General features: G+C 73.7%; 19 protein-coding genes. 15 read left to right on the forward strand and 4 right to left on the reverse strand.

The genetic code is table 11. From position 1 onward, the window contains the following. Window positions 1-60 precede the first annotated feature (60 nt). The gene (locus ACH4B3_RS14700) at window positions 61-1869 is read right to left on the reverse strand and encodes a glycoside hydrolase family 15 protein (protein WP_398463535.1); all 1809 of its coding nucleotides are present in this window, start codon (window positions 1867-1869) and stop codon (window positions 61-63) included. A gap of 423 nt (window positions 1870-2292) precedes the next feature. Between ACH4B3_RS14700 and ACH4B3_RS14705 the strand changes: the two genes are divergently transcribed. The 9 genes from ACH4B3_RS14705 to ACH4B3_RS14745 all read left to right on the forward strand — a co-directional run bounded on the left by ACH4B3_RS14705 (window position 2293) and on the right by ACH4B3_RS14745 (window position 13531). Continuing rightward, on the forward strand, window positions 2293-3933 hold the full coding sequence (locus ACH4B3_RS14705; protein ID WP_398463196.1) for a CTP synthase: 1641 nt from the start codon (window positions 2293-2295) through the stop codon (window positions 3931-3933). A 101-nt stretch (window positions 3934-4034) separates the two neighbouring features. Then, window positions 4035-4664, forward strand: a complete 630-nt coding sequence (locus ACH4B3_RS14710; RefSeq protein ID WP_398463197.1) for an NUDIX domain-containing protein — start codon at window positions 4035-4037, stop codon at window positions 4662-4664. A gap of 202 nt (window positions 4665-4866) precedes the next feature. Continuing rightward, entirely contained in the window at window positions 4867-7101 is a 2235-nt protein-coding gene (locus ACH4B3_RS14715) for a tetratricopeptide repeat protein (protein WP_398463198.1), read from the forward strand. A 132-nt stretch (window positions 7102-7233) separates the two neighbouring features. Then, window positions 7234-8349 (forward strand): alanine dehydrogenase, encoded by a 1116-nt coding sequence (gene ald, locus ACH4B3_RS14720; protein WP_398463536.1) that lies wholly within the window; start codon window positions 7234-7236, stop codon window positions 8347-8349. A gap of 545 nt (window positions 8350-8894) precedes the next feature. After that, entirely contained in the window at window positions 8895-9926 is a 1032-nt protein-coding gene (locus tag ACH4B3_RS14725; RefSeq protein WP_398463199.1) for a ParA family protein, read from the forward strand. After that, window positions 9911-10504 (forward strand): hypothetical protein, encoded by a 594-nt coding sequence (locus ACH4B3_RS14730; protein ID WP_398463200.1) that lies wholly within the window; start codon window positions 9911-9913, stop codon window positions 10502-10504. The genes ACH4B3_RS14725 and ACH4B3_RS14730 overlap by 16 nt, the downstream gene beginning before the upstream one ends. 98 nt (window positions 10505-10602) lie before the next feature. Continuing rightward, the gene (locus ACH4B3_RS14735) at window positions 10603-11799 is read left to right on the forward strand and encodes a segregation/condensation protein A (RefSeq protein ID WP_398463201.1); all 1197 of its coding nucleotides are present in this window, start codon (window positions 10603-10605) and stop codon (window positions 11797-11799) included. Next, window positions 11796-12437, forward strand: coding sequence for an SMC-Scp complex subunit ScpB (gene scpB, locus ACH4B3_RS14740; RefSeq protein ID WP_398463202.1), 642 nt, complete (start codon window positions 11796-11798; stop codon window positions 12435-12437). Before ACH4B3_RS14735 ends, scpB begins: the two co-directional genes overlap by 4 nt. Then, a complete protein-coding gene (locus ACH4B3_RS14745; protein WP_398463203.1) occupies window positions 12437-13531 on the forward strand; it encodes a pseudouridine synthase in 1095 nt (364 codons plus the stop codon). The genes scpB and ACH4B3_RS14745 overlap by 1 nt, the downstream gene beginning before the upstream one ends. Window positions 13532-13625: 94 nt before the next feature. Here ACH4B3_RS14745 and ACH4B3_RS14750 read toward each other — a convergent pair whose 3' ends face one another. Next, window positions 13626-13988, reverse strand: a complete 363-nt coding sequence (locus ACH4B3_RS14750; protein WP_398463204.1) for a DUF952 domain-containing protein — start codon at window positions 13986-13988, stop codon at window positions 13626-13628. A gap of 216 nt (window positions 13989-14204) precedes the next feature. Between ACH4B3_RS14750 and ACH4B3_RS14755 the strand changes: the two genes are divergently transcribed. From ACH4B3_RS14755 to der, 4 genes are all read left to right on the forward strand, one after another. After that, entirely contained in the window at window positions 14205-15302 is a 1098-nt protein-coding gene (locus tag ACH4B3_RS14755) for a prephenate dehydrogenase (RefSeq protein WP_398463205.1), read from the forward strand. A gap of 144 nt (window positions 15303-15446) precedes the next feature. Next, a complete protein-coding gene (gene cmk / locus ACH4B3_RS14760) occupies window positions 15447-16151 on the forward strand; it encodes a (d)CMP kinase (RefSeq protein ID WP_398463206.1) in 705 nt (234 codons plus the stop codon). A 62-nt stretch (window positions 16152-16213) separates the two neighbouring features. Further along, on the forward strand, window positions 16214-16807 hold the full coding sequence (locus tag ACH4B3_RS14765; RefSeq protein WP_398463537.1) for a lysophospholipid acyltransferase family protein: 594 nt from the start codon (window positions 16214-16216) through the stop codon (window positions 16805-16807). A 62-nt stretch (window positions 16808-16869) separates the two neighbouring features. Next, on the forward strand, window positions 16870-18330 hold the full coding sequence (der, locus tag ACH4B3_RS14770) for a ribosome biogenesis GTPase Der (RefSeq protein WP_398463207.1): 1461 nt from the start codon (window positions 16870-16872) through the stop codon (window positions 18328-18330). A 156-nt stretch (window positions 18331-18486) separates the two neighbouring features. Here der and ACH4B3_RS14775 read toward each other — a convergent pair whose 3' ends face one another. Both ACH4B3_RS14775 and ACH4B3_RS14780 read right to left on the reverse strand, forming a co-directional pair. Next, window positions 18487-18798: a hypothetical protein gene (locus tag ACH4B3_RS14775; RefSeq protein WP_398463208.1), complete on the reverse strand. Its 312-nt coding sequence runs from the start codon at window positions 18796-18798 to the stop codon at window positions 18487-18489. A gap of 161 nt (window positions 18799-18959) precedes the next feature. After that, complete coding sequence (locus tag ACH4B3_RS14780) at window positions 18960-19757, reverse strand: hypothetical protein (protein ID WP_398463209.1); 798 nt, start codon at window positions 19755-19757, stop codon at window positions 18960-18962. Between the two features lie 400 nt (window positions 19758-20157). Here ACH4B3_RS14780 and ACH4B3_RS14785 point away from each other — a divergent pair, with 400 nt between their 5' ends. Together ACH4B3_RS14785 and ACH4B3_RS14790 are read left to right on the forward strand one after the other, a co-directional pair. After that, window positions 20158-21408, forward strand: a complete 1251-nt coding sequence (locus tag ACH4B3_RS14785) for a glycosyltransferase family 4 protein (protein WP_398463210.1) — start codon at window positions 20158-20160, stop codon at window positions 21406-21408. After that, window positions 21405-22301 carry a hypothetical protein gene (locus tag ACH4B3_RS14790; protein ID WP_398463211.1) on the forward strand — a complete coding sequence of 299 codons (897 nt, stop codon included), beginning with the start codon at window positions 21405-21407 and terminating at the stop codon, window positions 22299-22301. Before ACH4B3_RS14785 ends, ACH4B3_RS14790 begins: the two co-directional genes overlap by 4 nt. The last annotated feature ends 183 nt before the right edge of the window (window positions 22302-22484 follow it).

Consider the following 22484-nt stretch of genomic DNA (forward strand, 5'->3'; position numbering starts at 1 on the left):
CGTACCGCCGCGACGACCGCACGGCGGGCGGCCCGGTGCCGGGCACCGGGCCGGTCGGGTTCAGCCCCCGTAGGCGCCGGACGCGGTCAGCCGCAGCGCGGTGTCGATCAGCGGCACATGGCTGAACGCCTGCGGGAAGTTGCCCACCTGGCGCTGGAGCCGGGGGTCCCACTCCTCGGCGAGCAGCCCGAGGTCGTTGCGGAGCGACAGCAGCTTCTCGAACAGCTGCCGGGCCTCGTCCACCCGGCCGATCATCGCCAGGTCGTCGGCGAGCCAGAACGAGCAGGCCAGGAAGGCACCTTCGTCGCCCTCCAGCCCGTCCACCCCCGCGTGGTCGCCGGCCGTCGGGTAGCGCAGCACGAAGCCGTCCGGGGTGGACAGCTCCCGCTGGATGGCCTCGATGGTGCCGATGACCCGCTTGTCGTCCGGCGGCAGGAAGCCCATCTGCGGGATCAGCAGCAGCGAGGCGTCCAGCTCCTTGGAGCCGTAGGACTGGGTGAAGGTATTCCGCTGCGGGTCGTACCCCTTCTCGCACACGTCCCGGTGGATCCGGTCGCGCAGCCCGCGCCAGCGCTCCAGCGGCCCGTCCACCTCGCCGGACTCGATGAGCTTGATGGTGCGGTCCACCGCCACCCAGGCCATCACCTTGGAGTGGACGAAGTGGCGGCGCGGGCCGCGCACCTCCCAGATGCCCTCGTCGGGCTCGTCCCAGTGGTCCTCCAGGTAGGCGATGAGCTTGAGCTGGAGGAGCTGGGCGTAGTCGTTGCGGGCCAGGCCGGTCATATGGGCCAGGTGCAGGGCCTCGGTGACCTCGCCGTAGACGTCCAGCTGGAGCTGGCCGGCGGCGCCGTTGCCGATCCGCACCGGCTGGGAGCCCTCGTAGCCGGGCAGCCACGGCAGCTCGGCCTCGGACAACTCCCGCTCGCCGGCGATGCCGTACATGATCTGCAGGTTCTCCGGGTCGCCGGCGACCGCGCGCAGCAGCCACTCGCGCCACGCCCGGGCCTCTTCGCGGTAGCCGGTGCGCAGCAGCGAGGAGAGGGTGATCGCCGCGTCCCGCAGCCAGGTGAAGCGGTAGTCCCAGTTCCGGGAGCCGCCGATGTCCTCGGGCAGCGAGGTGGTGGGCGCGGCCACGATGCCGCCGGTGGGGGCGTAGGTCAGCGCCTTGAGCGTGATCAGCGAGCGGACCACCGCGTCCCGGTACGGGCCGTGGTAGGTGCAGTGCTCCACCCACTCCCGCCAGAACTCCTCGGTCGCCACCAGGGCGCCCTCCGGGTCCGGCGTGCCGGGCGGCTCCTTGTGCGAGGGCTGCCAGCTGAGCGTGAAGGCGATCCGGTCGCCGGGGCCGACGGTGAAGTCGGAGTAGGTGGTGAGGTCCTTGCCGTAGGTGTCGGCCTCGGTGTCCAGCCACACCGAGTCGGGCCCGGCGACGGCCACCGTCCGGTGGTCGACCTTGTGCACCCAGGGCACCACCCAGCCGTAGGAGAAGCGCATCCGCAGCGCGGAGCGCATCTGCACCCGGCCGCTGACGCCCTCCACGATGCGGGTCAGCTGCGGGGCACCGTCCCGCGGCGGCATGAAGTCGATCACCCGGACGGTGCCGCGCGGGGTGTCCCACTCCGACTCCAGCACCAGCGAGTCGCCCCGGTAGCGGCGGCGGTCGGCCGGCGGCGGGGTGGAGCCACCGGGATGGGCGGGCCCCAGCCGCCAGAACCCGTGCTCCTCGGTGCCCAGCAGCCCGGCGAAGACGGCCGGCGAGTCGAAGCGGGGCAGACAGAGCCAGTCGACCGTGCCGTCCCTGCAGACCAGTGCGGCGGTCTGCATATCGCCGATGAGTGCGTAATCCTCGATGCGCCCGGCCACCTGCATCCCCATTCGAACGGCCTCGCCCCGCGGGGCGCGTTTTGCGGTCTCGGAATTTCCCGACGAGCTCGTTCTCCGGGGCGTACAGGTAGATGCCTTGTAGATGCCTTGCCGGCCGCAGCTCGCAGCGTGTGTCCGAGCAGGATACGACGGACGACCCGCGTCCGCTGGAGTCGTCCCACATCGTGGCGGGCCGATCGTGTGCCCGAACGGAGCCGCTGGTCACCAGGGTCGCACACGGTTCGGAATGCGTCACCGGAAGCGCTCCCCCCGGGGCGCTGATACCCTGGTAGCCCGTGGACCGGTGGGCGCACAACCCCCGAACCGCAGCGACGGTCACCCTGGAGCCGGAAGACGCTCGGGGCGCACGCCGTCCGCACCTCACCTCGCGACCACGGGAGCCCCCTCTTGGCAATTGCCGCTAAGCCCATGACGACCAAGCACATCTTCGTCACCGGGGGTGTCGCTTCCTCACTCGGCAAGGGGCTCACCGCCTCCAGCCTGGGTGCGCTGCTCAAGGCGCGCGGTCTGCGCGTGACCATGCAGAAGCTGGACCCGTACCTGAACGTGGACCCGGGCACCATGAACCCGTTCCAGCACGGTGAGGTCTTCGTCACCAACGACGGAGCCGAGACCGACCTGGACATCGGCCACTACGAGCGCTTCCTCGACGTCGACCTGGACGGGTCCGCCAACGTCACCACCGGCCAGGTGTACTCGCAGGTCATCGCCAAGGAGCGGCGCGGCGAGTACCTCGGCGACACGGTGCAGGTCATCCCGCACATCACCAACGAGATCAAGCACCGCATCCGGCGCATGGCCACCGACGACGTCGACGTGGTGATCACCGAGGTCGGCGGCACCGTCGGCGACATCGAGTCGCTGCCGTTCCTGGAGACCGTCCGCCAGGTCCGGCACGAGGTGGGCCGCGACAACGTCTTCGTGGTGCACATCTCGCTGCTGCCCTACATCGGCCCCTCCGGCGAGCTGAAGACCAAGCCGACCCAGCACTCGGTCGCCGCCCTGCGCAACATCGGCATCCAGCCCGACGCCATCGTGCTCCGCGCCGACCGGGACGTGCCCACCTCCATCAAGCGCAAGATCTCGCTGATGTGCGACGTCGACGAGGCCGCGGTGGTGGCCGCGATCGACGCCAAGTCGATCTACGACATCCCGAAGGTGCTGCACACCGAGGGCCTGGACGCCTATGTGGTGCGCAAGCTGGACCTGCCCTTCCGGGACGTGGACTGGACCACCTGGGACGACCTGCTGGACCGGGTCCACAACCCCGACCACGAGGTCACCGTCGCGCTCGTCGGCAAGTACATCGACCTGCCCGACGCCTATCTGTCGGTGACCGAGGCGATCCGGGCCGGCGGCTTCGCCAACAAGGCCCGCGTCAAGATCAAGTGGGTCACCTCCGACGACTGCAAGACCCCGGCCGGGGCGGCCAAGCAGCTCGGCGACGTGGACGCGATCTGCGTCCCCGGCGGCTTCGGCGAGCGCGGCGTCAACGGCAAGGTCGGCGCGATCACCTACGCCCGGGAGAACAAGATCCCGCTGCTGGGCCTCTGCCTGGGGCTCCAGTGCATCGTCATCGAGGCGGCCCGGAACCTGGCCGGCATCGAGGGCGCCAACTCCACCGAGTTCGAGGCGGGCGCCGCCGACCCGGTGATCTCCACCATGGCCGAGCAGCTGGACATCGTCGCGGGCGAGGGCGACATGGGCGGCACCATGCGGCTGGGCATGTACCCGGCCAAGCTGGCCGAGGGCTCCATCGTGCGCGAGGTCTACGCCAACGAGCCGTACGTCGAGGAGCGCCACCGCCACCGCTACGAGGTCAACAACGCCTACCGCGGTGAGCTGGAGAAGAAGGCGGGGATCGTGTTCTCCGGCACCTCCCCGGACAACAAGCTCGTCGAGTACGTCGAGTACCCGCGCGAGGTCCACCCCTACCTGGTGGGCACCCAGGCGCACCCCGAGCTGCGCTCCCGCCCGACCCGCCCGCACCCGCTCTTCGCGGGGCTGGTGAAGGCGGCCGTGGAGCGCCGCCAGGCCGCCCGGGGCTGATCCACGGGCGACGGTACGGTGGGATGCCGGGGTACCGGGCCGGTCGGCCCGGTACCCCGGCGTTCGTGTTCATGACAGCGTGACAGGACCGAAGGACACCGATGGCCATCCAGGACACCCCCGAGGAGTGGCAGGTCACCGAGACCGCCACCCCCTTCACCGGCAACAAGACCAGCGTGCGCACGGACCGGGTGGTCATGCCCGACGGCTCCACCGTCACCCGCGACTACCAGGTCCACCCGGGTTCGGTGGCCGTCCTCGCCCTCGACGACGCCGACCGCGTCCTGGTGCTGCGCCAGTACCGCCACCCGGTGCGGCACAAGCTGTGGGAGATCCCGGCCGGCCTGCTCGACGTCCCCGGGGAGAACCCGCTGCACGCGGCCCAGCGCGAGCTGTACGAGGAGGCGCACGTCAAGGCCGAGGACTGGCGGGTGCTCACCGATGTCTTCACCACCCCCGGCGGCTGCGACGAGGCGGTGCGGATCTTCCTCGCCCGGCAGATCTCCGAGGCCGAGGGCGAGCGCTTCGAGGTCTTCGAGGAGGAGGCCGACATGGAGCTGGCCCGGGTGCCGCTGGCGGAGTTGGTGCACGGCGCCCTCGCCGGGGAGCTGCACAACACCTGCCTGGTGGTCGGGGCGCTGTCGCTGCACGCGGCGCTGACCTCACCGGGCGGCCTGGACGGTCTGCGCCCGGCCGGCGCGCCCTGGCCGGCCCGCCCGTTCCAGGCGTAGCCCGCCGTCCCCGCCTCCCCGCCGCCCCGCCGCACCCCCGAATCCGGCCGGTCCGACCATCGGTGAATCCGATCAGGTGATCTTTGCGGGGCTGTCCCGGCAGGGAGTGCCGAACGCATGACCCGGTGTGAACTACGCTCGTCCCGACCCTGATCGCGGCCGCGACCGGGCTCGCACACGCAGGTGGACGGGAGTGGGGCCCGTGGCGGAGCAGGCAGTCGGCACGGAGGGGACGTCGGGTACGCCCGGGAACCGGCGGCCGCCCGCCGCGCAGCCGGACCGCGGGGAGCCCGGGCACGGTGGACCGGCCGGCGGCACCGGGCGGGCGGACGGCACCGGCCCGCGCGCGCCGCGCCGCGCCGACCTCGACCCGGACCCCGCCGCCGACGCCTTCGTGGGGCGGGTGCGGGAGCTGGAGGCGCTGCGGGCCGACATCGGACGGGCCGGACTGGACACCCTGGCCGGGCGCGACCTGCCGCGCGGCCGGGTCCTGCTGATCGCCGGGCGGCCCGGCTCGGGGCGCTCCGCGCTCGCCGAGGAACTCGTCCGCGGGCTGCGCGCCGACTACCCCGACGGACTGCTGCGGGTCCGGCTGACCACCTCCTCGGGCGAGCCGCTGCTGCCGGCCACGGCGGCCCGGGACCTGCTGTCCGCCCTCGGCGCCGCCGCCCCGGCCGGCGCCGACGAGGAGGAGCTCTCCGAGCTGCTCCGGGACGCCTGCGCGGACAAGCGGGCGATCCTGCTGTTCGACGACGTGGACAGCGCGGAGCAGGTCGACCCGCTGCTGCCGCACGCGCCCGGCTGCCTGGTCGTCGCCGTCGCCCAGGGGCCGCTGACCGGCATTCCCGACGTCCGGCCGTGCACCCTGGGCGCGCTGGACACCGCCTCGGCGGTGGCGATGCTCGTCGGGTACGCCGGATCCACCCGGATCACCTGCGACCCGGTGGCCGCGGAGGCGGTGGCCACCGAGTGCGGCGGGCAGCCGGCCGCCCTGGCGCTGGTCGGCGGCTGGCTGGCGGCCCGGCCCAAGGCGTCGGTCTCCGACGCCGGCAAGCAGCTGCGCGCGGTGCCCTCCGCGGACGACGCGGCCGACCGGGCCGCGCGACCGGTCGGCCGCGCCTTCCGGCTCGTCTACGGCTCGCTGCCCGCGCCCGCCGCCCGGATACTGCGGCTGCTGGCCCTCGCCCCGGACGCGTCGGTGGACGCGGTCGGCGCCTCGGCGCTGGCCGGGTGCCCGGTGCCCACCGCCCAGGGCATGCTGGAGGACTTCGCGAGCCACGGGCTGCTGCGGCGGCTGCCGCCCCCGGAACGGCGGCCGGCGGCGGCACCCGCCGCCCCGGCCGACCCTCCGCGCTACCAGGTGCCCGGCTGTCTGGAACCGCTGCTGCACGCCGCGCTCCGGGCGGACGAGCGCCCGGCCGAGGTGGCCCTGGCCCGGGCCCGGCTGCTGGAGCGCACCGTCCGGCAGCTGACCGCCTGCAGGCTGGCGGCCGCGACCGACGATCCGGCGGCCCGCAGGAAGCTGGAGGAACTGCCCGCGGCGCTGCGGTTCCGCTCCCCGGCCGCGGCGGCGGAATGGCTGGACGGGCGGCTGCGGGAGCTGCGCGAGGCCGCCCGGCTGGCGGTGGAGGACGGCCGGCTCGACACCCTGGCGCGCCGCCTGGTGGCCGCGCTCACCCACGCGCTGGCCGCCCACCGCGGGTTCGGCGCCGCCGCCCCGGAGCTGTACGAGCTGCACCAGCTGGTGCTGGACGTGGCCCAGCGCCGGGACCTGCCGCTGGAGGAGGCCGCCGCGCTGCTGAACCTGGGCGACCTGGACGCGCGGGCCGGGCGGACCGGGGAGGCGATGGCCCGCTACAAGGGCGCGCTGGAGGCGGCGCGGGCGGCGGGCGATCCGTACGCGACCGGCCGGGCACTGGAGTCCATCGGCAGCACCTACCAGGAGGAGGGGGACTGGCAGCGGGCCGCGGACTGGTACGGCCGGGCCCTGGCCCAGCACCTGACCCACCGCGAACGCGCCGCCGAGGCGCGGCTGTACGGGCGGATCGGCGCGGTGCACACCTATGCCGGGCAGTGGGGCGAGGCGCTGCGGGCCTGGCGGGCCGCCGCGGCCGCCAGCCGTCGGGCGGGCGACCTGGCCGGGCACGCCCGGGCGCTGGGCGAGACGGCGCGGGTGCAGGAGTACGCCGGGCGGCCCCGGGAGGCGCTGCGCACCTGCCTGGAGGCGGTCGAGTACGCGCGGCGGGCCGGCGACCCCCGGTTGCAGGCGGCGGTGCGGATGCGGGCGGCGGACACCCTGGAGCGGCTGGGCCAGGTGTCGGCGGCGGAGCTGCACCGGAATGCCGCGGAACGGCTGCTGGCCCGCACCAGGACTGGGGAACCGGAGGGTAAGCAAGATCCAGCCTACGAAATCAGTAGCAGTCTCCAGAAAGATTGATGCAAAGCAAGGCTAGACAGCGAGACATCCTTCATTAGACTGGTTCACATAGCGCTCGCCGCTATCTCTTCCGTCATGTTGGTACATGTCGGTATTGCCAGGAATACCTCAGATTCAAGGACCGTGATCCACGTGAAGGTCGGCATCCCCCGCGAGGTCAAGAACAACGAGTTCCGCGTGGCCATCACGCCCGCCGGTGTGCTCGAACTCGTCCGCAACGGCCACCAGGTCTTCGTGGAGCAGGGCGCCGGCCTGGGCTCCTCCATCCCGGACGCCGAGTACGTCGGCGCCGGGGCCACCATCCTCGGCACCGCCGACGAGGTCTGGGCTACCGCGGACCTGCTGCTGAAGGTCAAGGAGCCGATCGCGGAGGAGTACCACCGCCTCCGCAAGGGCCAGACCCTCTTCACCTACCTGCACCTGGCCGCCTCCCGCGAGTGCACCGACGCGCTGCTGGAGTCGGGTACCACCGCCATCGCCTACGAGACGGTCGAGACCGCGAACCGCGCGCTGCCGCTGCTCGCCCCGATGTCCGAGGTCGCGGGCCGGCTGGCCCCCCAGGTCGGCGCCTACCACCTGATGCGCGCGGCCGGCGGCCGCGGCGTGCTGCCGGGCGGCGTCCCGGGCGTGGCCGCGGGCAAGGCCGTGGTGATCGGTGGCGGGGTCTCCGGCTGGAACGCCGCGCAGATCGCCATCGGCATGGGCTTCCACGTGACCCTGCTCGACAAGGACATCAACAAGCTGCGTGAGGCGGACAAGGTCTTCGGCACCAAGGTGCAGACGATCGTGTCCAACGCCTACGAGCTGGAGAAGGCGGTCGTCGAGGCCGACCTGGTCATCGGCGCGGTGCTCATCCCGGGTGCCAAGGCCCCGAAGCTGGTCACCAACGAGCTGGTGTCCCGGATGAAGCCGGGAAGTGTCCTTGTCGACATCGCGATCGACCAGGGCGGCTGCTTCGAGGACTCCCGTCCCACCACGCACGCCGAGCCGACCTTCAAGATCCACAACTCGATCTTCTACTGCGTCGCCAACATGCCGGGTGCGGTGCCCAACACCTCGACCCACGCGCTGACCAACGCCACGCTCCCGTACATCGTGGAGCTCGCCAACCGCGGCTGGCGCGAGGCGCTGCGTCGTGACGCCGCGCTGGCCAAGGGTCTCAACACCCATGAGGGCCAGGTCGTTTACGGTCCGGTGGCCGAGGCGCACGAGCTGCCCAGCGTCGAACTGAGCACCCTGCTCGGCTGATCGCCCGCCGCCCGGCCGGCGGCGGCGAACGCCCCGGCCGCGCCGGGCACCCCGCCCGCCGTACCGGGTGGACATCCGGTCCGTCAACGCGGACCGTCAACACGGCGTACCAGGCCGGGTCTTGCCGCAAGGCAGGGCCCGGCCACGGTCGTGCCCGGAACCCGATCCCTGCCGGTCCCTGTTCGACCCGGTCAAGTGCCCGTGAATGTAACTGTTCAGTCGATTCGCGCACCCGATCAGTCATCCACGGAAAGAGGGTTACGCCCTTGACATCCGGGTGTTCGGTTGCCGACACATCGCGCCGTCTCCGGCGGATTGTGTTGCTGTGAACCGCCGACACGCCATAGAGTCGCCAACCGTCGGCATGGTGTCACGCTGACCTATCGAGAAGTTTCCTGGTCACCAAGGAGGTAGGACGACTTGTGAATGAGTCGACATTTTCTCCCGGGGGTGGTCAACCAGGATCGGCTGGGCGGGGCCAGGCTCCTTCGGGGCTCACGGCTGTCGGCTCCGTCGCTGTCCAGACCTTCGCAACCCACCAGAGCATGACGACAGCCCACCAGAGCATGGACGGCCACAACGTGAACGCCATGGCCGGGGATCAGCGCGGCACGGACCCCGCCCCCGCCGACTACGACCTGCCCGACGGTCACTTCTACGACCCCGACGCGGAGTACGAGCCCGACCCCGAGTACGCGGCCACCCTCGCCCCGGACGCGGCGCGTCAGCGCCGGGAGCGCGTCGGCCCCACCGGCCGGCCGCTGCCCTACTTCCCGATCCCGGGCCCGCTCACCGACCACGGGCCCGCGAAGATCATCGCGATGTGCAACCAGAAGGGCGGGGTGGGCAAGACCACCTCGACCATCAACCTGGGCGCGGCGCTCGCCGAGTACGGCCGCCGCGTGCTGCTGGTGGACTTCGACCCGCAGGGCGCCCTCTCGGTCGGCCTCGGCGTCAACCCCATGGAACTGGACCTGACGGTCTACAACCTGCTCATGGAGCGGGGCATGTCGGCGGACGAGGTGCTGCTGAAGACCGCGGTGCCCAACATGGACCTGCTCCCCAGCAACATCGACCTGTCCGCCGCCGAGGTGCAGTTGGTGAGCGAGGTGGCCCGGGAGTCCACCCTGCAGCGCGCCCTGAAGCCGCTGCTGCCGGACTACGACTACATCGTGATCGACTGTCAGCCCTCGCTCGGCCTGCTGACCGTCAACGCGCTCACCGCCGCGCACAAGGTGATCGTGCCGCTGGAGTGCGAGTTCTTCGCGCTGCGCGGTGTGGCGTTGCTCACCGAGACCATCGAGAAGGTCCAGGAGCGGCTCAACCCCGACCTGGAGCTGGACGGCATCCTGGCGACCATGTACGACTCGCGCACGGTGCACAGCCGCGAGGTGCTGGCCCGGGTGGTCGAGGCGTTCGACGACCACGTCTACCACACGGTGATCGGCCGTACCGTCCGCTTCCCCGAGACCACCGTCGCGGGTGAGCCGATCACCACCTACGCGTCCAACTCCGTCGGTGCCGCCGCCTACCGCCAGCTCGCCAGGGAGGTGCTCGCCCGGTGTCACGCCGAGTGAGTCTGCCCGGCGCCGACGAGCTGTTCCGTACCACCGGGGGGATGGGCCTGCAGTCCTCCTCCCCGGCGCCCGCCCGGCGCCAGACCAGCGGTGAGGCGGCGCCCCGGGTGCCCTCCCCGGCCGGCGAGCGCGACGCCGCCGGCGCGGAGGCTCCCGAGGCCGACGCCGCCGGTCCGGGGCGGGCCGCGCAGGACAGCACCGAGCACGGCGGCCGGGAGACCGGAGCGCAGGACGCACTCGGCGACCGGCGGCCGGCGGCCGCCCCGGAGCGGTCCAAGGGCCGCCAGCCGCAGGACGGCACGGCCGCGCACGGCCAGCCCGGGCAGCAGGCCCGCCGCCGCGGCCGGCCGGCGGGCCGCCGCCCCAGCGGACGCGAGCGCCACGACGAGAAGATCACGGTCTACGTCTCCGCCGAGGAGCTGATGGACCTGGAGCACGCGCGGCTGGTGCTGCGCGGCGAGCACGGCCTCGCGGTGGACCGCGGCCGGATCGTCCGGGAGGCGGTCGCGGTCGTCCTCGCCGACCTGGAGTCACGCGGCGACGCGAGCATCCTCGTACGCCGCCTGCGGGGACGCTGACCGGACGGGCGGTAGCCTGCCCGGTCGTACGGGCCGCACCGCCCTCCCCCATGGCCCCGGGCATGGGAGGCACCCCCCACCCGCTCCTTGGACCCGCGATGCCGACACACGACGACGAGGCCGCCGCCGGCGCGCCCGGCCGCACCCCGCGCCGTGCCCTGGGACGCGGCCCGGGCGCGGGCCCGGGCGGCCCGGCGGGCGGGACCGCGGGCCCCGCGCCGACCCGGCCCGCGGCAGCGCCGGAGGAGCCCGACGAGCCCGTACCGGGTCCGGTGCCGCCGTACCCGGTGCCGCTTCCGGCCCCCGTACCGGACCGGGCGACGGCCACCGCGGCCCGGCCCCGGGCCACCGGGACGGACGCGCCGGACGCGCCGGACGAGGCACCGGGAGCGGACGGAGCGGAGAGCGCGGACGGGACGGCCGGACCGGACGGGCCGGCGTCCGGCACCGGGCCGGCGGAGGGCGAGGGGCCCGCCGCGGAACCGGGGACGGGCCGGTTCACCGTGCGGCTTGCCAACTTCGAGGGCCCCTTCGACCTGCTTCTCCAGCTGATCTCCCGGCACCGGCTCGACGTCACCGAGGTGGCGCTCTCCAAGGTCACCGACGAGTTCATGGCGCACATCCGGGCCATGGGACCGGACTGGGACCTCGACCAGACCACCGAGTTCCTGGTGGTCGCCGCGACCCTGCTCGACCTCAAGGCCGCCCGGCTGCTGCCCGCCGCGGAGGTGGAGGACGAGGCCGACCTGGCGCTGCTGGAGGCCCGCGACCTGCTCTTCGCCCGGCTGCTCCAGTACCGTGCGTACAAGCAGGTGGCGGACGTCTTCCAGGGGCGGCTGGACGCCGAGGCCCGGTCCTACCCGCGGACCGTGGGACTCGAACCGCACCACGCCGAACTCCTCCCCGAGGTGGTCATCAGCATCGGCGCCGAGGGCTTCGCCAGGCTCGCGGTGAAGGCCATGCAGCCCAGGGCGAAGCCGCAGGTGTACGTCGACCACATCCACGCCCCGCTGGTGAGCGTCCGGGAACAGGCCGAGGTGGTGGTCGCGCGACTGCGGGAGATGGGCGAGGCGGGCTTCCACACCCTCGTCGAGGACGCGCCGGACACCCTCACCGTGGTGGCCCGCTTCCTCGCCCTGCTGGAGCTGTACCGGGAGAAGGCGGTGCTCCTCGACCAGCCGGAGGCGCTGGGCCCGCTCCTGGTGCGCTGGACCGGGGACGCGGACGCCCGGCCCCGGGTGACCGACGAATTCGACCGGGAACCGGAAACGGACCCCGGGGAGGAGGAGAGATGAGCGAGGAGATCCCCGCGGGCCTGCGGACGGTCGCCGACCTCGACCTCAAGCCCGCCCTGGAGGCGGTCCTCATGGTGGTCGACGAGCCCGCCACCGAGGAACACCTCGCCAGGATCCTCCAGCGGCCCCGGCGCGAGGTCGCGGACGCGCTGCGCGGCCTCTCCGACGAGTACGCCGTCCAGGGCCGCGGTTTCGACCTGCGGCTCGTCGCGGGCGGCTGGCGCTTCTACACCCGGCCCGAGTACGCCCCGGCCGTGGAGGGGTTCGTCCTGGACGGGCAGCAGGCCCGGCTCACCCAGGCCGCCCTGGAGACCCTCGCCGTGGTCGCGTACCGTCAACCGGTGAGCCGCTCCCGCGTCTCGGCCGTCCGCGGCGTGAACTGCGACGGCGTGATGCGGACCCTCCTGCAGCGCGGTCTGGTGGAGGAGGCGGGCACGGAACCCGAAACAAGTGCGATCCTGTACAGGACGACGAATTACTTTCTGGAGCGGATGGGCCTGCGCGGCCTGGACGAGCTCCCGGAGCTCGCGCCCTTCCTTCCCGAGGCGGACGCGATCGAGGCCGAGACGCAAGAGGGTGTGCCGTCGTTCGATCCGGACGCACCGGACACCGACGCAGACGACAAGACGGAACTTTGATGCGAAGCAGCGGCAGGAACAGCGGAAGCGGCAACCGGGACCAGCGGGGCGGCGGCGGACGTGCCCGCCAGTCCGGCGGAGGACGCGACGACCGGCAGGGGCGTACCGGCCGTCCGCGCCCCGAGGAGCGCCGCTACGACGTGGGCGGTTCCTCCGAGGGCGGCGGCCGCAAGCCTGCCGGGGCCCGGGGGGCGGCCGCCCGCGGCGGCGCCAAGGGCGGCCCCAAGGCTCCGCAGGGCGCGGGCGGCGGCCGCGGCGCGCGCGGTGGTCCCGCACGCCCCCGCGAACTCGACGCCAAGATCGAGGAGCGGAACCGGGAGCGGCACAGCAAGCCGCAGATCAAGACCCCCAAGACCTTCCCCGGGGCCGAGCAGGAGGGCGAGCGCCTGCAGAAGGTGCTGGCGCGCGCGGGCATGGGGTCCCGTCGGGCCTGCGAGGAGCTGATCGAACAGCGCCGGGTCGAGGTCAACGGCAAGATCGTCACCGAGCAGGGGCTCCGGGTCGACCCGGAGAAGGACGAGATCAAGGTCGACGGTCTGACCGTGGTCACCCAGTCCTACCTCTTCTTCGCCCTCAACAAGCCCGCGGGCGTGGTCTCCACCATGGAGGACCCGGACGGCCGCCAGTGCCTCGGCGACTACGTCACCAACCGCGAGACCCGGCTCTTCCACGTGGGGCGCCTGGACACCGAGACCGAGGGCATCATCCTGCTCACCAACCACGGTGAGCTGGCCCACCGCCTCACCCACCCCCGGTACGGCGTGCAGAAGACCTACCTCGCCGCCATCCAGGGCCCGCTCCCGCGCGAGCTGGGCAAGCAGCTGAAGAACGGCATCGAGCTGGAGGACGGGTACGCCCGTGCCGACCACTTCCGGGTGGTGCAGAACACCGGCAAGAACTACCTGGTCGAGGTGACCCTGCACGAGGGCCGCAAGCACATCGTGCGGCGCATGCTGGCCGAGGCCGGCTTCCCGGTCGACCGGCTGGTGCGCACCGGCTTCGGCCCGATCGCGCTGGGCGACCAGAAGTCCGGCTGGCTCCGGCGGCTGACCAACACCGAGGTCGGCATGCTGATGCGCGAGGTGGACCTGTAGCACCCGCCCGCCGGGGCCGGGCCGCGCCCGGCCCCGGCGCGCGGCCGGTGTCCCGCCGCCCGGCGCCGCCTCCCGCGGCGTGCGGCGGCCGGGGTCAGGACCAGACCGCGAACCCGGTGGCCCGCCGCTCCGCGTCCCGCTCGACCTCCAGCATCCCCACCACCGCGCTGCGCACGATGTGCCCGTAGACGTGCGGGAAGAGGGTGGTCGCCGGGACACCCGGCGGCGGGGCCGGATCGGCGGCCTCCCAGCGCACCATGACGTCCAGCTTGTGCTCGTCGATCATCAGGGCCATCAGGGGGCCGGGGGTGTCCCGGAGGAAGGCGTTCGCGACGGCCAGGGTGGTGCCCTCGTCGGGCGAACAGTGCACGAATCCGTCCTCCGCCAGCGTCTGCGGGGCGTACGGACGGTCGGGGGCGACCAGCCAGTCGTCGAGGCGCACCAGATGGAAGATCATGCACATGGTTGTACCGGACCGGGAGGCCGCACGTCTCGCTGGGCGGTCGCGGCAGCGGGTGCCCGGTCGGCTCGTTAGGCTGATCAGGCAGTGCACCCGGCACAGCGCGCGAAGCGTGCGGGGGAGTGAGGAGACGGTGGTGCGAGCGGTCCGGGAGTCCGGCGTCGCGCCCGTCCGCCCCGGCGCCGCGGCAGCCCTCCGCAAGGACGTCACCCAGTGAGAACCGCCCTCGTCATCGGCACCGGACTGATCGGCACCTCGGCCGCGCTCGCCCTGGCCGGCCGCGGCGTCCAGGTCCACCTCGCCGACCACGACCCGGCCCAGGCTCGCACCGCCGCGGCCCTCGGCGCGGGCACCGACGCCGAACCGGCCGGCCCCGTCGACCTGGTGATCGTCGCGGTGCCGCCCGCCTACGTGGCCGCCACCCTGGCCGAGGCGATGCGCCGCGACGTGGCGCGCGGCTACCTGGACGTGGCCAGCGTCAAGGGCGGCCCGCGCCGGGAACTGGCGGCGCTCGGCTGCGACCTGACCCGCTACCTCGGCACGCACCCGATGGCGGGCCGGGAGCGCTCCGGTCCGCTCGCCGCGAGCGCGGACCTGTTCGAGGGGCGGCCCTGGGTGCTCACGCCGACCTCCGGGCCGGACGGCGGCACCGACACCGAGGTGCTCAACCTCGCCCTGGAACTGGTCGCGCTGTGCCGCGCGGTCCCCGTGGTCATGGACGCCGACGCGCACGACCGCGCGGTGGCCCTGGTCTCGCACACCCCGCAACTGGTGTCCAGCATGGTCGCCGCCCGGCTGCGGGACGCCGACGAGACCGCGGTCCGCCTGTGCGGCCAGGGCATCCGCGACGTGACCCGGATCGCCGCCTCCGACCCGGCCATGTGGATCGACATCCTGTCCGCCAACCCCGGCCCGGTCGCCGACGTCCTCGCGGCCCTCGCCGGCGACCTGGCGGAGACGGTGCGCGCGCTGCGCGCCCTGGAGTCCGCCGAGGCGGACGAGCGCGGCGGCGGGGCGGCCGGGATCGAGGACGTGCTGCGGCGCGGGAACGCCGGCCGGGAACGGGTCCCGGGCAAGCACGGCGCGGCCCCCGCCGCCTACGAGGTGGTCGCCGTGCACATCGGTGACCAGCCCGGCGAGCTCGCCCGGATCTTCGCCGACGCGGGCCGGGCCGGGGTCAACATCGAGGACGTGCGGATCGAGCACGCCACCGGCCAGCAGGCCGGCCTGATCCAGCTCATGGTGGAGCCGCAGGCCGCCGAGGGGCTGACCACGGCGCTGCGGGAGCGGGGCTGGTCCATCCGCCGGTAGCCGGCCGCCGCGGCGTCCGGAGCGCCGCCCGCGCCGCCGCCCGCGGCGGGCTGTTCGAGGCGCCCCCGCGACCCAGTAACCTTGTCCGAGGCGCTCCAAGCAGCCCGCTCACCCCGCACGTGCACGAGGAAGGTGTCTGTCACCGTGGAAACCGCCGCCCGGACCGCCCCGGCAGCAGTGATTGTCGCGATCGACGGCCCCGCAGGCACGGGCAAGTCCAGCACGTCCAAGGCCGTCGCCGCCAAGCTGGGCTTCGGTTACCTGGACACCGGCGCCCAGTACCGGGCGATCACCTGGTGGATGCTGGACAACGGCATCGACGTGACCGACGCCACCGCCGTCGCGGACGCCGCCGTCAAGCCGGTGATCGTCTCCGGCACCGACCCGGCCGGCCCCACGATCACCGTCGACGGCGTCGACGTGGCCGGGCCGATCCGCACCCAGGACGTCACCTCCCGGGTCAGCGCGGTCAGCGCCGTGCCGGAGGTCCGCGCCCTCATCACCGAGCTGCAGCGCTCCATCGCCGCCGCCGCCGAGCGGGGCATCGTCGTCGAGGGCCGGGACATCGGTACCACCGTCCTGCCGGACGCCGACCTCAAGATCTTCCTCACCGCCTCGGCGGAGGCCCGGGCGGCCCGGCGCAACGGGGAGCTCGGCGGCAAGGACGCCTCCGACCTGGCCGCCACCCAGGCCGCCCTGGCCAAGCGGGACGCCGCCGACTCCGGCCGGAAGACCTCGCCGCTGGCGAAGGCCGACGACGCGGTCGAGGTGGACACCACCGACCTCACCCTGGAGCAGGTCATCGAGTGCGTGGTCACGCTCGTCGAAGAGAAGCAGCAGGCCAGGTGAGCGAACCCGGATCGCCGTCCGCGGCCGGCGCCGCGGCCGGCCGCCGGCTGGGCATCGGCCTCATGTACACGCTGTGGAAGCCGCGGGTGCTGGGCGCCTGGCGGGTGCCCGCCGCCGGGCCGGTCATCCTCGCGGTGAACCACTCCCACAACATCGACGGCCCGATGCTGATGGGCACCGCGCCGCGCCCGGTGCACTTCCTGATCAAGAAAGAGGCGTTCGTCGGCCCGCTCGACCCCTTCCTGCGCGGGATCGGGCAGCTGAAGGTGGACCGGAGCGGTGCCGACCGGACCGCCGTCGGCAACGCGCTGGGCGTGCTGCGGGACGGCGGGGTGCTGGGCATCTTCCCGGAGGGCACCCGCGGCGAGGGCGACTTCGCCTCGCTCCGCGCCGGGCTGGCGTACTTCGCGCTGCGGTCCGGCGCGCCGATCGTGCCGGTGGCGGTGCTCGGCAGCTCCGGGGCGGACACCCGGGGCCGCCTGATACCGGCGCTGCCCCGGCTGCGCAGCCGCATCGACGTGGTCTTCGGTGACCCGTTCGAGGCGGGGGACGGGACCGGCAGGCGCACCCGGTCGGCCCTGGACGAGGCGACCTCGGTGATCCAGAAGCGGCTGAGCGCCCACCTGGAAAACGCCAGGCGCTCGACCGGGGGCTAAGACAGACTTGACCTGGTGGTCCGTTCGGGACCGCCACGGATGGACGACGAGGAACAGGCTTCATGAACGACCAGATCCACACCGGCGACGAGCACGGTGAGCTTGGCGACGCCGAGTACGCGGAGTTCATGGAGCTCGCCGCGCAGGAGGGCTTCGACGCCGAGGAGGTCGAGGGCGCACTGGAGGAGGCCGGGCACGGCCCGCTGCCGGTCCTCGCCGTCGTCGGCCGCCCCAACGTCGGCAAGTCGACACTGGTGAACCGCGTCCTCGGCCGCCGCGAGGCGGTCGTCGAGGACCGCCCGGGTGTCACCCGCGACCGGGTCACCTACGAGGCCGAGTGGGCCGGCCGCCGCTTCAAGGTGGTCGACACCGGCGGCTGGGAGCAGGACGTCCTCGGCATCGACGCGTCGGTCGCCGCCCAGGCCGAGTTCGCGATCGAGGCGGCCGACGCGGTCGTCTTCGTGGTGGACGCCACGGTCGGCGCCACCGACACCGACGAGGCCGTGGTCAAGCTGCTGCGCCGGGCCGGCAAGCCGGTCGTGCTGTGCGCCAACAAGGTGGACGGCCCCAGCTCCGAGGCGGACGCGGCCATGCTGTGGTCACTCGGCCTCGGCGAGCCCTACCCGGTCTCCGCGCTGCACGGCCGGGGCACCGGCGACATGCTGGACGCCGTCCTGGAGGCGCTGCCCACCGCCCCCGCGCAGACCTTCGGCCAGGGGGTCGGCGGGCCGCGCCGGATCGCGCTCATCGGCCGGCCCAACGTCGGCAAGTCGTCCCTGCTCAACAAGGTCGCGGGCGAGGAGCGGGTGGTCGTCAACGAGCTGGCCGGCACCACCCGGGACCCGGTCGACGAGCTGATCGAGCTCGGCGGCAAGACCTGGAAGTTCGTGGACACCGCGGGCATCCGGCGCCGGGTGCACCTCCAGGAGGGCGCCGACTACTACGCCTCGCTGCGCACCGCGGCCGCCGTGGAGAAGGCCGAGGTGGCGGTCGTGCTGATCGACACCAGCGAGTCGATCAGCGTGCAGGACCAGCGCATCGTCACCATGGCCGTCGAGGCCGGGCGGGCCATGGTCATCGCCTACAACAAGTGGGACACCCTGGACGAGGAGCGCCGGTACTACCTGGAGCGCGAGATCGAGACCGAGATGGGCCAGGTCTCCTGGGCCCCGCGGGTCAACGTCTCGGCCCAGACCGGGCGGCACATGGAGAAGCTCGTCCCGGCCATCGAGACGGCGCTGGCGGGCTGGGAGACCCGGGTGCCCACCGGGCGGCTCAACGCGTTCCTCGGCGAGATCGTCGCCTCCCACCCGCACCCGATCCGGGGCGGCAAGCAGCCCCGCATCCTCTTCGGCACGCAGGCCGGCACCAAGCCGCCGCGCTTCGTCCTCTTCGCCTCCGGCTTCCTGGAGGCCGGCTACCGGCGCTTCGTCGAGCGGCGGCTGCGCGAGGAGTTCGGGTTCGAGGGCACGCCGATCCACATCTCGGTCCGGGTCCGGGAGAAGCGCGGCCGGAAGAAGTAGCGGACCGCCCGGCCACCACCGGGCGAGCGACGCGCAACGGCCCGGGGCCGACCGGATGAGCGGTCGGCCCCGGGCCGTTCGGCGCGCGGGCGGTCCGCCCGCGGGTGCGGTGCCCACCGGGCGGCTCGGTGCCTCCGCCGGGCCCGGCGCCCTGGGTCAGTACCCGCTGGCCCGGCCGTCCCGGGGAGCGGGGGGCAGCGCGGGCTGGAACCCGCCGCGGTACGGCCGCTCGGCCGGCCGGTCCGCGGCCGGCCGGCCGTCCCCGGGCGTCTGCCGCTGCCAGTTCGGCGGCTGCTGCCGACCGCCCTGCCCGAGGGCCGCGAACCCGACGAAGCCCAGGTCCTCGTCACCGGTGCGGTCACCGGGCAGGGCCCGGAACAGCCTGCGGTACTCGGCGTACAGGGCGTCGTAGATCGGCGTGGCCGAGCGCCGCGGGTACTCAGGGGCGGGGTCCTGGGAGGGGCGCATCCCGGGGATCACGTTCGGGTACGGCGAGCGGGAGGCTGGGTCGTATGCGTGCACGTAGGTGCCAACGACGGGATCGCCCGCGGGATGCGGGCGTTGCGGCGAATGGGCCACCGGTCCGGAGCCGGCCGGGCCCGGCGCGGCCGGGTGGGGGGCGCGGCCGCTCATGTGCCCGACAGCGGCATCACGGCGGCGACCAGCACACCCCGCGCGGCGGCCCGCTCCAGGGCGTTGCGCAGCTGGTCCTCGCGCGGCTGGTTGCCGATGGATCCCACCGGCGCGGCGTACACCAGCACCGACGGCGACTTGTTGACCGCCGCCCGCCAGCCCTCGGTGACCGGCATCGGCCGGTGCGCCTGCCACCAGGCCACCTGTCCGCCGCCGGCCGCGGGCATCAGGATGGTGTGCAGCTGCCCGGCGGCCATCAGCACCGACCAGCCGGGCACCGGTGCGGGGGACTGGTCGAGGTCGAGCACCGGACGGAACCCCTGCTCGGCGAGGAGTTGCAGGAACTCGTCGGTGGAGCCGGTGCCGCCGGGCCGGGCGATCGGCGCGGTCGGTTCGACGACCAGTGCCGGACGCGGCTCGCCGTCCAGCAGGATCAGCCCGCAGGTGACGTTGAGCACGGCCTGCCGGGGCCGGCCCTGGGCGCCGTCGTCCGGGTGCTCGCCGCCGGCGGCCTGCTGCTCCCCGGTGATGGAGGCCACCGCGCCCTGCAACTGCTCCTCGGAGACCGGCACGACCTGCGACGGCACGCAGCTGGCGTGCGCGAAGGCGAGCACGGCGGTCTCCTGGCCGACGAAGAGCACGGTGCTGGTCCGCTCCTGCTCGGCGTCGCCGGGCGTCCGGCAGGAGGTGCAGTCGTAGCTCCCGGGTGCGTTGTCCCCGGCGAGCAGCCGGTTGGCTTCTTCGTCGCCGATCTCGGCGCGTACCTCGTCGCTGACGTCGAGCATGCGCGGCACGGGTGGCTCCTCGGTCTTGTGCTTCAGCCCGGGCGGGTTCCCGGCGTGCACTGCTCAACGGAGGATGCGCGGTGCGGGTCACGCGCCGCGGCGCCGTCCCCGGCGCGGTCGCGGCCGCCGGTGCCGAAGCCCCGGCGACCGGGCGTTCGTCATACGAAGTCCGCGCCGGGGCAGGCGGGGGGTGGTGGGACCGCCAGGCACTCCGTCAGCTCCGTAGCGCGGACTGATGAACTCCGGCGTACAAAGGTTCCCGTTCCCGGTTACCGATTGGACATCTGTTGTGGAACAAGAGTGTGATGAGACCCAACCCCACCGCGGTGTGGGTGGTCTAACCCAGTGCTAGGCGGACGAGGCTGTCGTCCGCGGGGAAACGGTGGGAACCAGTGGGGTACGGGGACGGATGCACATCTCATTCCTTATTCACAACGCGTACGGGATCGGCGGGACGATCCGCACCACGTACAACACCGCCCGCACGCTGGCCGAACACCACGACGTGGAGATCGTCTCGGTCTTCCGCCACCGGGACCGCCCGATCTTCGACCCCGGCGCCAAGGTGACGCTGCGGCACCTGGTCGACATCCGCAAGGACAGCCCCACCTACGAGGGGGGCGACCCCGACTACACCCGGCCCGCCCGCGTCTTCCCCGACACCGAGGGCCGTTACCAGCAGTACAGCGTGCTGACGGACCGCCGGATCGGCGAGCACCTGCGGACGCTCGACGCCGACGTGGTCGTCGGCACCCGCCCCGGCCTCAACGTGCACATCGCCAAGGAGGCGCGCCGGGGCCCGGTCCGCGTCGGCCAGGAACACCTCACGCTGAGCACCCACTCCCAGGCGCTCAAGCGCTCGCTGCGCGCCGCCTACCCCAGGCTGGACGCGGTCACCACCGTCACCGAGGCCGACGCGGAGACCTACCGCCGGCAGATGAAGCTGCCCGGGGTACGGGTCGAGGCGGTGCCCAACAGCGTGCCGGAGTCCGGCGTGGCACCGGCGGACTCCACCGCCAAATGGGTCGTCGCGGCCGGCCGGCTGGCCCCCGTCAAGCGGTACGACCTGCTGATACGGGCCTTCCAGAAGGTCACCGCGGAGCGCCCCGACTGGCGGCTGCGGATCTACGGCGGCGGCGCGCAGCACGCCAAGCTCCGCGCCCTGATCGACAAGCTGGGCCTGTACAACCACGTCTACCTGATGGGCCCGGCCAACCCGCTGGACCCGGAGTGGGCCAAGGGCTCCATCGCCGCCGTCACCTCCAGCCTGGAGTCCTTCGGCATGACCATCGTCGAGGCCATGCGCTGCGGACTGCCGGTCGTCGCGACCGACTGCCCGCACGGCCCGGCGGAGATCATCGACGACGGGGTCGACGGCCGGCTGGTGAAGTCCGGGGACGTCAAGGCCATCGCCGACGGCCTGCTGGACCTCATCAACGACGACGAACTGCGGCGGCGGATGGGGCGGAACGCGCTGGAGCGCTCCGCCCGCTTCGACCCGTCCAACGTCGCCGGCCGCTACGAGTCGCTCTTCGCCGACCTCACCGCGCGCAGCGGATTCCGCGGCGCGGTGCACCGGACCCGGGGCAGCCTGCTCAGCGGCGCCTTCGCCACCAAGGACCTGGGGCGCAACACGCTGCGGAAGGTCCGGGCCGCATGACCGCCACCACGCCCCCCGCCCCCACCACCGCCGCATCCGAGGAGCCCGCCACCGTGTCCGTCCCGCCCCGCGCCGACTGCACGGCCGACACCAGCGGAGGGCTGGTCTTCGACGTCTCCGGCTGGCAGCCCGCGCGGCCCGGTGCCCGCGCCGAGCTGATACTGCTGCGCCGCGGCGCCGACCCCGCCGACGGCGGGGTGCGGCTGCCGCTGCGGCCGGCCGGCGACGGGCGGCTCCGCGCCGAACTGCCCATCGGCGCCGAACTGCCCGAGGGGCGCTGGGACGCGCACGTGGGCACCGCCGACGACACCGACCCGGGCGCGGCCCGGCCCGAACGGCTGCTGCCGGGCGTCAACGACCTGCGCACGCTGGTCGACCGGGTGCCGGCCCCCGGCGGCGGCCCGCTGGCCGTCCGCATCCCGTACCCCACCAAGCACGGCAACCTCTCGCTGCGCAGCTGGGTGCGGGCGCCGCACGCCGAGGCCGGGGACCTCCGGCCGGAGGACGGGACCCTCACCGTGCGCGGCGCGCTGCACGGCGTGGCGGACCCGGCCGGGTGGCTGGACGGAGCGGTGGCCGAGGCCCGGCGCCGCAGCCGCCCGTCGGTGGTCTCCGCCCCGGTCACCGCCGACGGCGCCGCCTTCACGTTCACCCTGGACCACCAGGAGCTGGCGGGGACGTGGCAGGGCGGCGAGGAGGTCTGGGACCTGTGGCTGCGGCCCCGCTCGGGCGACCCGGCGCGGGTGGCCCGGCTGCTGGACGACATCGCGGACCGGAAGCCGGTCTTCACCTACCCGGCGCGGCTGGTGGCCGCCGGGCACGGTCCCGCGCACACCGCTCCGTACTACACGGTCGACAACGACCTGTCGGTGCGGGTCCAGCCGGCCGGCTGAAACCGTTCCGGGCCGGATGCGGCGGGCGGCCGGCCCGGCTGCCGCGCCGCCTCCCGGCGCCGGGTGACACCTCCCGGTGCCGGCCGGTGGGGGGCCAGGTCTGCTCCCTCCGGTGCCGTGCCGCCCCGTCCGGTGCCGCCGGCGGGGCCGGGGATCCGCCGCCCGCCGCGACTGGCAGACTCG

Origin of the sequence: Streptomyces sp. NPDC018031, assembly GCF_044327625.1 — a bacterium.
Taxonomy (GTDB): Bacteria; Actinomycetota; Actinomycetes; order Streptomycetales; family Streptomycetaceae; genus Streptomyces.

Bases quoted from the DNA above. Each gene is read 5' to 3' on its own strand.
- ACH4B3_RS14745 (WP_398463203.1), top strand. From the start codon at position 12,437: ATGCGAAGCAGCGGCAGGAACAGCGGAAGCGGCAACCGGGACCAGCGG.
- ACH4B3_RS14775 (WP_398463208.1), bottom strand. From the start codon at position 18,798: ATGCGCCCCTCCCAGGACCCCGCCCCTGAGTACCCGCGGCGCTCGGCC.
- ACH4B3_RS14790 (WP_398463211.1), top strand. From the start codon at position 21,405: ATGACCGCCACCACGCCCCCCGCCCCCACCACCGCCGCATCCGAGGAG.
- ACH4B3_RS14750 (WP_398463204.1), bottom strand. From the start codon at position 13,988: ATGATCTTCCATCTGGTGCGCCTCGACGACTGGCTGGTCGCCCCCGAC.
- ACH4B3_RS14705 (WP_398463196.1), top strand. From the start codon at position 2,293: ATGACGACCAAGCACATCTTCGTCACCGGGGGTGTCGCTTCCTCACTC.
- ACH4B3_RS14765 (WP_398463537.1), top strand. From the start codon at position 16,214: ATGTACACGCTGTGGAAGCCGCGGGTGCTGGGCGCCTGGCGGGTGCCC.
- der (WP_398463207.1), top strand. From the start codon at position 16,870: ATGAACGACCAGATCCACACCGGCGACGAGCACGGTGAGCTTGGCGAC.
- ACH4B3_RS14725 (WP_398463199.1), top strand. From the start codon at position 8,895: ATGACGACAGCCCACCAGAGCATGGACGGCCACAACGTGAACGCCATG.
- ACH4B3_RS14785 (WP_398463210.1), top strand. From the start codon at position 20,158: ATGCACATCTCATTCCTTATTCACAACGCGTACGGGATCGGCGGGACG.
- ACH4B3_RS14710 (WP_398463197.1), top strand. From the start codon at position 4,035: ATGGCCATCCAGGACACCCCCGAGGAGTGGCAGGTCACCGAGACCGCC.
- scpB (WP_398463202.1), top strand. From the start codon at position 11,796: ATGAGCGAGGAGATCCCCGCGGGCCTGCGGACGGTCGCCGACCTCGAC.
- ACH4B3_RS14700 (WP_398463535.1), bottom strand. From the start codon at position 1,869: ATGCAGGTGGCCGGGCGCATCGAGGATTACGCACTCATCGGCGATATG.
- ACH4B3_RS14735 (WP_398463201.1), top strand. From the start codon at position 10,603: ATGCCGACACACGACGACGAGGCCGCCGCCGGCGCGCCCGGCCGCACC.